General features: G+C 41.7%; 15 protein-coding genes and 1 pseudogene. 7 read left to right on the top strand and 9 right to left on the bottom strand.

The genetic code is table 11. The features are described from left to right. Positions 1-274: 274 nt before the first annotated feature. The gene (locus tag ACY3FQ_RS00450; protein ID WP_062031925.1) at positions 275-625 is read left to right on the top strand and encodes a Spx/MgsR family RNA polymerase-binding regulatory protein; all 351 of its coding nucleotides are present in this window, start codon (positions 275-277) and stop codon (positions 623-625) included. A gap of 49 nt (positions 626-674) precedes the next feature. On the opposite strand, the gene ACY3FQ_RS00445 is transcribed toward ACY3FQ_RS00450, so the two are convergent. After that, positions 675-1,112: a DUF2147 domain-containing protein gene (locus ACY3FQ_RS00445; RefSeq protein ID WP_005401494.1), complete on the bottom strand. Its 438-nt coding sequence runs from the start codon at positions 1,110-1,112 to the stop codon at positions 675-677. A 155-nt stretch (positions 1,113-1,267) separates the two neighbouring features. Between ACY3FQ_RS00445 and ACY3FQ_RS00440 the strand changes: the two genes are divergently transcribed. Next, on the top strand, positions 1,268-2,179 hold the full coding sequence (locus tag ACY3FQ_RS00440) for an alpha/beta hydrolase (RefSeq protein ID WP_489773501.1): 912 nt from the start codon (positions 1,268-1,270) through the stop codon (positions 2,177-2,179). Between the two features lie 72 nt (positions 2,180-2,251). Here the strand turns inward: ACY3FQ_RS00440 and ACY3FQ_RS00435 are convergent, their stop codons facing one another. Beyond that, entirely contained in the window at positions 2,252-2,818 is a 567-nt protein-coding gene (locus ACY3FQ_RS00435; protein WP_224468030.1) for an FMN-dependent NADH-azoreductase, read from the bottom strand. A gap of 246 nt (positions 2,819-3,064) precedes the next feature. On the opposite strand from ACY3FQ_RS00435, the gene ACY3FQ_RS00430 reads away from it, so the two are divergent. Next, positions 3,065-4,300, top strand: coding sequence for a GGDEF domain-containing protein (locus tag ACY3FQ_RS00430; RefSeq protein ID WP_489773500.1), 1,236 nt, complete (start codon positions 3,065-3,067; stop codon positions 4,298-4,300). On the opposite strand, the gene ACY3FQ_RS00425 is transcribed toward ACY3FQ_RS00430, so the two are convergent. The 5 genes from ACY3FQ_RS00425 to ACY3FQ_RS00405 form a co-directional block, all read right to left on the bottom strand. Beyond that, positions 4,297-4,935, bottom strand: a complete 639-nt coding sequence (locus ACY3FQ_RS00425) for a glutathione S-transferase family protein (RefSeq protein WP_489773499.1) — start codon at positions 4,933-4,935, stop codon at positions 4,297-4,299. The two genes, ACY3FQ_RS00430 and ACY3FQ_RS00425, sit on opposite strands and share 4 nt — an antisense overlap. A gap of 18 nt (positions 4,936-4,953) precedes the next feature. Continuing rightward, entirely contained in the window at positions 4,954-6,780 is a 1,827-nt protein-coding gene (gene dsbD / locus ACY3FQ_RS00420) for a protein-disulfide reductase DsbD (RefSeq protein ID WP_489773498.1), read from the bottom strand. 19 nt (positions 6,781-6,799) lie between these two features. Further along, positions 6,800-7,570, bottom strand: coding sequence for a transporter (locus tag ACY3FQ_RS00415; RefSeq protein WP_004978317.1), 771 nt, complete (start codon positions 7,568-7,570; stop codon positions 6,800-6,802). Between the two features lie 14 nt (positions 7,571-7,584). Further along, complete coding sequence (locus tag ACY3FQ_RS00410; protein ID WP_004978318.1) at positions 7,585-8,127, bottom strand: hypothetical protein; 543 nt, start codon at positions 8,125-8,127, stop codon at positions 7,585-7,587. Between the two features lie 139 nt (positions 8,128-8,266). Next, a complete protein-coding gene (locus tag ACY3FQ_RS00405; protein ID WP_004691760.1) occupies positions 8,267-8,641 on the bottom strand; it encodes an HPF/RaiA family ribosome-associated protein in 375 nt (124 codons plus the stop codon). Between the two features lie 331 nt (positions 8,642-8,972). On the opposite strand from ACY3FQ_RS00405, the pseudogene ACY3FQ_RS00400 reads away from it, so the two are divergent. The 3 genes and pseudogenes from ACY3FQ_RS00400 to ACY3FQ_RS00390 all read left to right on the top strand — a co-directional run. Next, positions 8,973-9,179: pseudogene (locus ACY3FQ_RS00400) on the top strand (purine permease); the annotation flags it as partial. A 153-nt stretch (positions 9,180-9,332) separates the two neighbouring features. After that, the gene (locus tag ACY3FQ_RS00395; protein WP_489773497.1) at positions 9,333-10,082 is read left to right on the top strand and encodes an outer membrane protein OmpK; all 750 of its coding nucleotides are present in this window, start codon (positions 9,333-9,335) and stop codon (positions 10,080-10,082) included. 49 nt (positions 10,083-10,131) lie between these two features. Beyond that, positions 10,132-10,686 (top strand): GNAT family N-acetyltransferase, encoded by a 555-nt coding sequence (locus ACY3FQ_RS00390; protein ID WP_489773496.1) that lies wholly within the window; start codon positions 10,132-10,134, stop codon positions 10,684-10,686. Here the strand turns inward: ACY3FQ_RS00390 and ACY3FQ_RS00385 are convergent. Beyond that, positions 10,675-11,181 (bottom strand): DUF1877 family protein, encoded by a 507-nt coding sequence (locus tag ACY3FQ_RS00385; RefSeq protein ID WP_489773495.1) that lies wholly within the window; start codon positions 11,179-11,181, stop codon positions 10,675-10,677. The genes ACY3FQ_RS00390 and ACY3FQ_RS00385 overlap by 12 nt on opposite strands. 196 nt (positions 11,182-11,377) lie before the next feature. On the opposite strand from ACY3FQ_RS00385, the gene ACY3FQ_RS00380 reads away from it, so the two are divergent. Continuing rightward, positions 11,378-12,100 (top strand): hypothetical protein, encoded by a 723-nt coding sequence (locus ACY3FQ_RS00380; protein ID WP_281199345.1) that lies wholly within the window; start codon positions 11,378-11,380, stop codon positions 12,098-12,100. Positions 12,101-12,173: 73 nt separating this feature from the next. Here the strand turns inward: ACY3FQ_RS00380 and urtE are convergent, their stop codons facing one another. Further along, a complete protein-coding gene (urtE, locus tag ACY3FQ_RS00375) occupies positions 12,174-12,872 on the bottom strand; it encodes an urea ABC transporter ATP-binding subunit UrtE (RefSeq protein WP_489773494.1) in 699 nt (232 codons plus the stop codon). Between the last annotated feature and the right edge of the window lies 1 nt (position 12,873).

Below are 12,873 nucleotides of genomic sequence, written 5' to 3'. Positions count from 1 at the left end.
TTAAAACGAACTATGGAAATAGTTGGTTTTCAAGGATGTGACAATGGACGTTGTAATGAGACCCGCATGATCAGGATGATTAAATGCGGGTTTTCTCTTTTTTAGTCTCTGCCTTTTTTTAATGCTTCTTCTTTTTGTATTCTATTTTTCTTTGATTTAATTCTAAAACGCTTTTATGACAAGACGATGACGCTATTGGCTTAAATCGCGACACTAGAGCTGCTCTGCTTTTTCCGTTACTCTAAACCCAGCTTAAAATTCAGAAGGGTTTTCCATGTTAAACGTGTATGGCATTAAAAATTGTAATTCAATGAAAAAAGCATTCGACCTACTGAATGAGTTAGGTTTAGCGTATGAGTTTCATGATTATAAAAAACAAGGCATTGATGCTACGACTGTCAAAACATGGCTCGATCAGATTGGGGCAGATGTGGTCCTGAATAAGAAAGGTACCACTTGGCGTAAGCTGACTGAAGCAGAACAAGACACTGCTTTAGCTTCAGAGCAAGGACTGATTGATGCTCTCACCACACATAACAGTCTCATCAAGCGCCCCGTGATTGCAACACCCGATGGTTTTATTGTGGGTTTCAATGAAGATGCAATTCGTGCCTTGAAGGCTTAACAAAAAATAAAAAGCCGAGCAATTGCTCGGCTTTTTTTGTTGGATGGGATTAGTTCGCGCGAATCCAAGTTTGGTTACGGCCTAATGCAGCCACACCAATGTAGCCACGAAGCTCTAGTTTTTTACCACCAGCAGCAATGTTGCCTTTTAATTTATAAGTTTTGCCCGTTTGCGGATCTAAAATTGATCCACCGTCATAGCTTGTACCACCCACATTTTTCAGACCATGTACAATCGTTAAACCTTTCAACGATTTGTTTTTGTATGGGCCTTCACACTTGGTACATGCATTTTCTTCACCTGGCGTCAAAATACCTTGAATACTCGCAGTTAAAGTTCCATTTTTTTGCTCAGTGAATTTAACCAAGGCTTTCGCTTGTTTAGTTTTGTCATCAATCGTTTTCCAAACAGTGCCATTCAGCGGATCTGCTGCATGAGCTAGAGCGGTTAATCCTAGTACGCTTAACGCAAGTGCAATTTTTTTCATTTTTGTCATTTCCCTAGTCTAGTATAGACGACTATCATTATTAAAAAGTCACAACAATTTTTCAATTTTTCAATGTGACCAATTAGTGTAACCTTGTAAATTATGTTGGTAAATACACAAACTCAAGGTAAAACAAATAACAAAATGGAATAACTATGAAGATTGCCGATCCATGGAAACAAATCATTACAGAGCAGTTTTTAAAAACCACGATTCGAACCCCAAGTCGCTTTAGTCTCCCACCCAGTAGTCAGCGTTTTCTTCTTGAACAAATGTGTCGTGCATTTCCGCTCAATAAGTCTATCCAGATTCGTCCTCTACGTCTTGCAGGCCTGCGTGCGGAAGAGTTAAAACCTGAAACTGAAGCCACTCAGCTCATTTTGCATATTCATGGTGGAGCTTTCTTTTTAGGTTCAATGAATACCCACCGTGCGTTTGTCTCAGACCTTGCAGCCAGCACACAAATGCAAGTCATTCACCTTGACTACCCTTTGTCGCCTGAATATCCCTATCCTGAAGCCATTGATGCGCTGTTTGATGTTTATCTGCTGTTATTGGAGCAAGGGATACAAGCCAAAGATATTATTTTATCAGGGGATTCATGTGGTGCAAATTTAGCGCTAGCCTTGGCGCTGCGCATTCGTGATGAGCAACGCCCTCAAGTCAGTGGGCTGATTCTGCTTTCGCCATTTTTGGATTTAAGCTTAACCAGTGAATCTATTCGCTATAACAGCAAGCTCGATGCACTGTTATCCATCGAAGCCCTTGAAACAGGCATCGACTATTATGTTCCAGAGCAAATCGACCCCGCCGACCCACTCGTTTCACCCTTATTTGATGATTTAGCAGACCTCCCGCCTACCCTTGTACAAGTCGGTTCGAAAGAAATTCTCTTGGACGATGCCCAGCGGTTTAGAGATAAAGCGACCAAGGCAGGTGTAGATGTGACATTTAAACTTTACACAGGCATGTGGCATAACTTTCAAATGTTTAATGCATGGTTTCCAGAAGCTAAAATGGCATTGGATGATATCGCAACGTTTGCTCAAGCGCTCGACCAAGACTAGACAAATTCCGCATAAAAAAAGGTCAGCTTAAAGCTGACCAAATGAGGAATCATGGAACTACAGTTATTGTTATTAAATCGCTTGCACCTGCGCTAAAGCTGCTGCAATGGCTTTATCTTTCAACTCTGGGCCCATATTCACGCCTTCAGCACGAATGATTTCAACATCGGTCACACCGGTAAAATTAAAGACGGTTTTTAAGAAGCCTTCTTGGAAGTCAACAGGACTATTTTCACCATAGACACCACCGCGACTACTGGCAATATAGGCTTTCTTGTCACCAGCCAAACCGACCGGGCCATTTTCAGTATATTTGAAAGTACGACCTGCAATACTAATGCGGTCAATCCATGCTTTTAAAGTCGAAGTAATCCCGAAGTTATACATCGCCGCACCAATCACCACAACGTCCGCATCTAAGTACTGTTGAATAATACGCTCGCCCAGAGCCGATTGTTCTGCATTTTGACCCATTAAAATTTCTGCGTCTAAATGTGGAATCGGTTGCGTTGCCAAATCCAAATATTCAACCTCAACTTGCGCATGCTTTTCGCTGAGTTGCGAAACAATGGCTTGGCTCAACTGACGAGACACAGAAGCATCCGCCATAATACTTGAATCAATATGTAAAACTTTCATGGGATGTTCCAACATAATCTTTATTGAATAGTTGCATTTTAAAATAAGATTATCCTTAGAATAATAGGCCTATTCAAAACACTATGTTCTAAAAATAGAATGGTCTTTCCCTGCTGAGCTACATACTCAGTTCGTCACCTTTGATACCGTCTTTTTATAAGATTGTGATATGTTGAAAGCAATGTATAAGAAATCAATCGCATTATTTAAAAAACAAAGCGGATATATCAAGGATGAAACGATTGAATGAGTTCATGGTTCTCAATATCTAAACAGCTAAGAAGCAGCAAACTTTCTCGTTATCTACTTGAAGAGGAAGTGATTATGAACTGGGATACCTTGAAAAAGTGTATTTTAATCCTTGTTCTCGGCTGTTATGTCAATTTGATCTGGTTAGTTTGGGAGACTTTTGTACTCCTCAATTCAGACTACTGGCATGTCATTAATGTTGAACTTTTGCACCACAAATTCGTTATTAATTCCATTTTTTTCATCATGTTATTGGGTTTGATTTCCCCTTGTTATGCCCTACAAAAACAAGCTTGGGTGCAACGATTCCTACCTTATATTGCGATTGGAATTTTAATCATCTCACTTTGCTATAACGGTTATATGATTGGGGTGTTTAGCCCTGTCACTATGGTGGTCTATATTTGTCTGATCGCTGTGGGTTTGGTGTTGTTTGAGCGAAAGATCGTGTATGTGATGTTAGTTCCTGCTACATGCTTCTTAATCGTCTCAGGCTACCTCAGTTTTATTGATGTGATTCCTTATGCTCCTATTTTTCAGATTGATGGCCAACTCTTTCTCAATGGGTTTTGGCTCCTGTCGATGCTGTATTTCGTTATTCCCATCCTAATCACTTGTCTGATTTTATTTGAAATTTTACTTAGCCAATGGCGACATCGTGAACGACTCATTCAACATTTAAGTCAGATCGACCCACTAACCAATACATTTAACCGTCGTCGTATTAGCCAAAGTTTGGAGTATTTGCATCAGCAAGATCCGCAGAATCCCTATGCGGTTATCCTCTTAGATCTCGATCATTTTAAAAGCATCAATGACCAATTTGGACATCATATGGGAGATACGGTTCTGATTGCCGTAAGTCAAAAATTAGGCCTTCATTTGCGTGAAAGTGATGTAGTGGGCCGTTTTGGGGGTGAAGAATTTATACTCATTTTAAAGCAGTCCTCTGCCCTTAAAGCTCGTCAAATCGCGGAACGTTGCCGTGCAGCCATTGAAGATTTAGTGATTCAAAATGAAGATGGACGTGCAATTCGCATTACTGCCAGTTTCGGCATTGCCCTAGCGACGGATAAATTGAAACCGCAACAGCTTTTGGATCAAGCAGACAAAGCACTCTATGCCGCTAAAGCCAGTGGACGTAATCAAATCAAATGCTATTTAGAAATCAATCCCAGTGAGATCAAATATAGCGCCGTATGTGCAGACACACAGCACATTTCACCTAACTAAACGGCTTCTGCCCGTGCCGCGTCGACCCATTGTATGACCGCAGGATGCTGCATAATGTGTTGCATATACTGCTGGCTGCGTTCAGATACAGGTAGTGCATAACTCTTGAAACGCATCACTACAGGGGCATAGAAGGCATCGGCTATAGAAAAATCACCAAATAAAAAGGTATGCTCATCCGAACGCTGTGCCCAAATTTGTTCAATTCGTTCGACATCTGCTCTTAATTCAGCATGCTGCGCACACAAAGCTAGCCCCTCAGCTATGCTGTACTGCGCTTGAATATTCATGGGGCACAATTGGCGTAGTGCCATAAAACTACTGTGCATCTCACAACTGATACTCCGTGCTTGTGCTCTCAAATGGGCCTGTTTAGGCCACAGGGCTAAATCTAGATTTTGCTCGGCCAAATATTCACAGACGGCTAAAGAGTCCCAAATTTGAAATTCGCCCACGTCCAATACGGGCACTTTAGCATTGGAATGAATGTGGGACAGTTGCTCTTTAAAACTGGGGTTTGTCGCATCAAAGCGAACCAGTACCTCTTCAAAATCCAGATCAAATGCAGTCAAGACCAACCACGCTCGCATCGACCAACTGGAGTAATTTTTATTGGCAATATATAAACGTTGCATACCCGCTCTCCCTCAGGTTTAAAAACGTTGTAATTGAGCTAAAAGTTCAGCCTCAGTAAATGCACCGGTTAAACGTAAACCACGAATTTCTTGTTGTGAGGCATCTAAGAATAAATAGGTCGGTGGTCCTAAAATATCCCACTGGTTTAAGAGCACTTGATGGGTTGCATCGTAATGACTCAAATCCAATTTAATCAAATAATATGGCGCAAGCGCTTTCTGTACCGTTGCAGACTTTAATATACGGTGTTCAATCGGCTGACAAGCAACACACCAATCAGCATAGACATCGATAATGATCTTTTGACCTTTTGGTGCTTGTGCCAAGAGCTGCTTAAACTCCGTTGCCGTCGCTGCCATATGCCAACGCGCAGATGCAGCCACTGGCGCTTCAAAGAAACGCTGACTCTGCTGATATTGGCTATAGGCAATGTACGTCCCGCCAATGACTAGAGCCACGATGTACAGCATACGCAACTGAGTTTTATGCCACATCAAACGATACAACACATAAATAATAAAGCTCAAGCCTAGCAGCAGACTCAGTGCTTGCATCCATGTTTCAGAAAGCAAAGGACGCACAAAATACAGCGCCAAAGCCAACATGATGAAAGCAAAGAATACCCGAACCTGATTCATCCACAGCCCAGCACGAGGCAATACCTTAGCACCCAGTACGCTTGCCAATAACAATGGTGTACCCATACCAAAGCCTAAGGTGAACAACAAAATGGCCCCTTGCCACTGGCTTTGTGTTTGCGAAATAAACAGTAAAGCGCCTGCCAAAGGTGCCGTCATACACGGTCCAACTAACAGCGCAGAGATCATGCCCATAATCGCAGCACTGATCAGACTCCCACCCTTTTGCATAGACTGGATATGATCGAGTTTATTCACCACGGCTTGCGGCAGTTTAAGTTCAAACAAACCAAATAGATTGAGCGCGAATAAAACAAAAAGAATGCTAAAAGCAATCAGGGTGGATGGCTGTTGTAACCAACGCTGGAAGTTCAAACCCGCAGATGAGGCCACCAAGCCCAAAATGGCATAGACCATGGCCATACTGCACACAAAGACCAACGCAATCATCCATGCTTTGAGGCCTTTGCTATCGCGAATAATTAAAGAGGTTAAAATCGGCAACATCGGTAAAGAACACGGCGTAAACGCGAGTAATATCCCGAGGCCAAAGAACAGTAATAAACCATAGGCCAATGAGCTTTTGGCTAACTCTTCAGACCAAATTTGATCTTGCGCAGCAATCGCATCGGAAGCTATTACAACGGGTTCAGCAGTGACTGTGGGGTTGATCGGCTCAAATTGCGGATTCGACTGCGCGGCTAAATCTAGCAGTCGTTTTGATCCACCCGCTTGATCTTGTAGGCTGACCAAGCCATTAACATCAGTTTTAAACTCAATACTTTGCGGTGGATAGCAAATGCGATCTTTGGCACAGCCTTGCCAAGTCACCTTATAAGTTTGTGAAGCCTGTGTGTCTAAGTCAAATTGCACTTGTTGATAATAAACTTGGGTGTGTCCATAGTTTTCATCATACAAATCATGCGCAGGCGGCAGCTCAAGCTTAAGGGGCTGACCCGCCTGCTGTACTTCAAATTTGTGCTGATACAGATAATACTGTTCAGGGATATTCCAGTGCAGTTGAGCGGTATGCTCAGTCGTGGATTCCACTGTAAATGGAAAAGCATCTTCAGCTGAAAGGAGTGGAGTTTCCGCATGAACGTTTAGGATACTGGCCCAGATACACAGATTGATGATCAATACTGACAGCGCCAGATACCACGTTTTGCCGCTCATCCCCTGTTTCAGATGAAGATGCTTTTTCATAATATGTTCTTTTTTCTAATTAAAATAAGTATGAGACACCAAGGCCTGAATAATAACTTTTATCTGAACCATTTAAGTCGACACCAACACTTGCGTCCAACTGCATCCGATTATTCACCGCATACATGACACCTGTACCGAGCGCATATTCATTGTCTTGACTTTCTGCTTTACGATAAACCAATTCAGAAAAACCACTGAGTTTATCGGTAAATTGATATTCTAAAGTCGGAATTGCAGAAATGGCCCAATCACTATTTTGCACTTCATAACGCATGGTGATGGATGTCGACACGAGGTCGCTATAATCGTATGCAACCACAGATGACAGACTATAAATATCATCTTCATTGGTGAAACCATCATTACCTGTGGCAATAATCGCTTCAGCCAGTACCGCCATACTCAAGCGTTCATCATCCAAAGGAATCGCCGCTTTCACACCCACACTGACATCCCCCAAACCATCTGTTTCAGACTTATTGCCTGCCACTTTCATTTGTTGCCAAGAGGGCCCAGCCCAACCCAATTGCAATTCGATGTTTTCAGCTAAACCTGTGCGCAATAACATATCTGCATTTAAGCTGGTGGTTTTGACTTTTTCACCATCAGCCGTGGTCGATTCAGCATAGTGCGCATTGGCCAAGCCCTGCTCCCAAGCCAACTGTCCCACAGGCGTAATCCCTGTCCCTATGCCCGAACCTGGGCGGTCAAAGGAAAAATCTGCAGCCATCGCATTCATACTGAACCCAGCGGCTACACATAAACCTAAATGTTTTAATTGCATCATGATGATCTCGCTGTTTAAGCTAATTCTTTTGTCATTTTTGCACCATGCTGACGAAGCAACTCTAAGGTTTGCTTTTCTTCAGCCAATGCTTCGGCCCAATTAATTTCGTCAAACTCACAATCAAAGAATAAATCGCTAATTGAAGATAAAATAGTTAAGCCATCTTCATCTTTGGTGTTTGGATCAACTTTTTCATCCAATAAACGTTTGACCGCGGGCGCACATGCAGCACTTGCAGCATCCCAAAGTGGGCCATAAATTTCTTCTGTATCCCACAAATGCAAGTTTGCTTTGCCATGAATCAGTTGTTCTAAAATGTCTAAATGTACCGCTAGAGTCTGTTGTTTTTCTTGTTCTGACAGCGGTGCGCCTGCTTCATACGCTTCGCAAATCGCTTCCCACCATTTGAATAAGCCATCTGACCAGACAGAAATCACAGGTCCTTTTTCAGGATCGATAAAATTGAGACTTAACCCATCGGTCAATAGACGTTGAACTTGTTGAAGATCTAATTCTTCAAGTGCTTGCACGAAAGCTTGTTGTTGCGCGGTTAACATGGAGATGACGCTCTTCAATTCAGTTTATTCTATTATGCCGAATAAACGGGACATTTGTTATCCGTAATGTTGGATAAAAGTGAGTGCCCAGCATTAAAAAAGCCCCTAATTGAGGGGCTTTTTTTAAATTCGGTGAGGTTTAATCTTCCTCATCATCAACTAGGCCATCATCCTGATCTGCATATACAGGTTGGCCAGCACGTGGTTTATCATTTTTTTCAAAGGTATGTTCTAAACTACGTTTAAGGCGATCGATCGCGCCATGAATCGCAGTATCGACATTATGACCTTTATGATTTACAACCACGGGTTTTAAACCTGCTGGACGCGCTTCAATCATACATTGAATGTCGTCATCTCCGCCTTTATGGCTATTGGCATCACTTAGATGCACTGAAAAGTGGGTAATGCGCTCACTGTGACGTTGAAATTCTTGATTCAGCTCTTCGCGTATATAACTAATTAAACGGTCACTATTTTGAATGTTTTTATCTGTACGGATTTCTATGTTCATAAAATAACATCCTCTCTCTCTTTCTTTATTCGACTCTTTTGTTGTACGAAGATTTTTATCTCTTGGTACACTTGTAACTTACTGTTTTAACAGTATTCGACCATCTTCAATTGCTTTGGAATGTAACCTCCATCGATTGAATGATGAACACTTTTGAGTCTGCAGATCTGTGTCCTTCTCCTTTGAATATCGGGCCTAACTGAAAATTATGCAAGTGATATTTTTAAAAAAATATGAAAAGGATACTTATTGTGACAAGCCCTTACTTGCATGGCTAAAAACAGATGGATTTGATTCCATCTTCTACTATTCAGGTGACTTCATTGGCTAGAATGAACAAAAAAATCTAATGATTATGACAACTTCAATTACGGCAGGAATGACTGCAAGCATCGATCATTCATTCTTTGCAAACATCCCTAAATAAGTGCAAACCCTGTTCCATTCTAGGATTTTCCCGAGCTGTATCATGTCGATATTGCTAAATTTATTATTCAATCACCTAACATTTTTTCCAAGAAGGTCCATATCAAATTAAGTGTCATGCCTGAAAGGCAACATTAAACCATTTGGTAAAAAAAGTATAAAAAATGGCTCATTTTGATATCTATTTTCCATGACGTTCGTCAAATTTGGCTTTATTTTTGCTTAATAATCGGTATCCTGTATCCGATTTTTTGGGGAAATATTCATGAAACTGACTCAAATTGCTGCTTTCGTAGCATTATCTTCTGCTGCGGCAATTTCTCAAGCTGCGCCGATTTGGCAAGACTTTAGCATCACTGGTTTATATGGTGAAAACTATGCTCATCCTGTAAATATGGATGACAACAACCAGCAAACGACTGCAACTGTAGAATATACTGCTAAGTTAAAATATGGTGATTTTTTCGGCTTTGCTGACCGTGCTCACAATGACTTTGAAAACAGCACATATTTCGAGCTTTCTCCTCGTTTAAGCTTAAGCGCAGTGACAGGGACTAAATTAGAAGCTGGTCCGATCAAAGATATTTTAATTGCAGGAACATGGGAAGCGAACAGCTCTAACTACCCAGGTGCAGACTTCAATAACTACCTCTATGGTATTGGTTTTGATCTTGCTATTCCTTATTTCCAATATGCTCAGCTTAACTTCTACAAAGCAGACAATGAAAAAGGGACTACTGATGACTACCAAATGACTGCTGCCTACGGTATCCCAGTTAAACTTGGTTCAGAAGATTTTCTTATTGACGGCTTCCTTGACTGGTCAACAGGTGAAAATGCAAATCATGCAAGTGAGTTAAACTGGACAACTCAATGGAAATGGAATGTGGGTAAACACATTTCTCCAGATACACGTCTTTATGTGGGTGTTGAGCACTCAGTTTGGAACAACAAATACGCCATCAAAGGTTTAGACCAAAATGACGTAAGTGCATTAATCAAATACCACTTCTAATTCACTTTTGTGAATATCCAAAAGCAAGACTTCTGTCTTGCTTTTTTTTATGCAAAAGCAGCATGATAAAGCCCCCAACGCATACAACCTTGCCCTCATGTCTTTTCTCATTCGTCCAGCCACTGAACACGATCTGCCCGAGATCCAAAACATTTATAATGCAGAAGTCTTACATGGCATGGCCACTTGGAATGAACATGCCTATGATTTAGCGCATTTCCAAAAACAATTACTACACTTTCAACAAAACCAATTTCCATTTTGCGTGGTGGAAGACCAAGAAACGCAGGCCATTGCAGGCTTTGCAGACTATGCCACCTTCCGTAATTTTTCAGGCTATCGTTATACCGTTGAGCACTCAATTTATATTTCACCCAACTATGCCCGTCAGGGCTTAGGTCAACAGCTTTTAGCGTATTTGATTGAACAAGCAAAAATGCAGCACATGCATGTCATGGTTGCAGGGATTGACCACGCCAATCTGGCTTCAATTGCTTTGCATGAAAAGTTTGGCTTTGTACAAACTGGCTATATGCCCCAAGTCGGACAAAAGTTTGGGCAATGGCGTGATCTGGTGTTGATGCAACTGCTGTTAAATCAGTGAGGTCGGGACTAAATTGTCACTGGTGACGCTGATCACGGCATACGTATGCTTGGCCGCATGTTCATAAAAGTTTCTGAGCTGAGCAAAGACTAAACTCAACTCGGCAAATTGCAATTCAATCGATTCGGTCTGGATGCCATGTTCCTGTTCTAAGCGTTTCAAACACGTGGTTTGCATATGTTTTTTAAAGTCATCGATATCCAATTTTTCTAAAGCTTCTTGGACTTCAACGACACGAACCGCGGTGTTATAAAGTACCTCTGTAAGTTGTTTTTGGCGCTCTGCCAAGTGATGCTCGGCTTGTACACTCAAAGCCAGTAATGAAGTGCCAGACTTAAAACTGCCTTGCAATAAGGTCTGTAAGATTTTCCAGTTTTTACCTAAAAGCAGATGTGACTCGATGTGCTCCGAATTCAGCACATCGTCGACAGAAATAGATTCTAAAATCAACGTTTCCAAAGCATTGGGCGGAATACTTAATAATAATGTGTCCATATGGCTGCTCTTATTGTTGTTGCTTTCCATTAGCTTAACGCGTCTAAAAGCACACTGCTCAAACAATTTGTATGAGTAATTTTTCAGTTTCCATCATTCCTCTATCTTAAATAATTCCGAGCCCCTAAAGATTGTCCCTTTACTTCGAATAGCTCCCTATGTTTTATTCAAAGCATAACGAAAATGGAATCAAATCATGCCTAAGTATCCATTCTTGATTGGACTTTTGACTGTAAGCACACTCGCTTCAGCAGGCGACACCTTTGAACAAGAACTTCGCCAAGGTTGTGCTAAAGTCAAAAGCTCTGCCAACTCTGGTAAGAAATTTTATGATCAAAAACAATATCAAAAAGCCTTAGAACAATTTCAGTATCAGGCGACGTGGTCGTCTTTTTGTTTAATGAATCAACCTGAAAGTGGTGTATCCCTCACTGAACGTGATGTCGAAATTGCCAACAACAATGTCGGTTTAAGTTATAGCAAGTTGGGAAAACCGCTTTGGGCTAGAGCATGGTTTTTGCGTGATGCTGAGTCTAAATCCAGTCAATTTAATTTAAAGCAACTGCCATCCCCTAAACAGTCAGCAACACTGGCAGGTAAATATGTGCAGTATGCAGGCTTTGGGCAGTGGAATCAGATTAAGGTAAAACCGCTTAAGAATGTATATCAAATTGAATTTAATGGTCTTTATATGGGACTACGCAGTCTAATCTACGGACCCAATATTGGTGAATTTGAAACCACAATGCCGCTCAATCGAACTCAAGCGCAATATCAGGTCGACGACTGTAAAATTAATTTAAAGTTCGCCTTCGATCCCAAAATGGGACACACCATCCGTGTCAGCGAAACCAATACCATGAGCTGTGGTTTTGGGCACAATGTTTCGGCAGACGGTTTATTTCTAAAAGTAGACTAAGATCGCGATACAATATTCAATATTTTCATTATTCTCCCCCTCTCCCTTTGGAAGAGGGGGAGAATAAAAAAGCTTAAATCGCTACCAATTCTCGAATACCTTTTGCAGGCATTTCACAGCCTACCCCTTGCGCAATCACTTGTCCACGGGCCATGACGGTATATGCATCGGCCAGCTCCTCGGCAAAATCATAAAACTGTTCGACCAAAACCACCGCCATGTCGCCGCCATCCGCCAGTTTACGAATCACTCGGCCAATGTCTTTGATAATAGAAGGTTGAATGCCTTCTGTAGGCTCATCCAAAATTAACACCCGAGGCTCTGATGCTAAAGCACGCGCAATGGCCAGTTGCTGCTGCTGCCCCCCTGATAAATCCCCACCTCGGCGGTGCTTCATTTCATCTAAAATTGGGAAAATTTCATACAAATGCTCAGGCACTTTTCGAGTTTTCGCCCCCTTAAACTTGGCCATGCCAATCAGGATATTTTCTTCAACCGTTAAGGTTGAAAAAATATCACGCCCTTGCGGCACATAAGCCAAACCCGCACGCACGCGTTGCTCGGGACTCATTTTCGAGATGTCCTGACCATCAAGTAAAATCTGTCCGGACTTAATCGGTAAAATCCCCATTAAACATTTAAGTAAAGTGGTTTTCCCAACGCCATTCCGCCCCAGCACCACGGAGCACTCTCCTACAGGTGCTTGAAAGGAGACATCTCTTAAAATATGGCTGCCACCGTAAAACTGATTGACGTCTTTGACTTCTAACATC

The organism is Acinetobacter sp. AB03 (assembly GCF_058107045.1).
The sequence above is the reverse complement of the archived record's forward strand: the minus strand, read 5'-3'. Positions and strand labels throughout refer to the sequence as shown.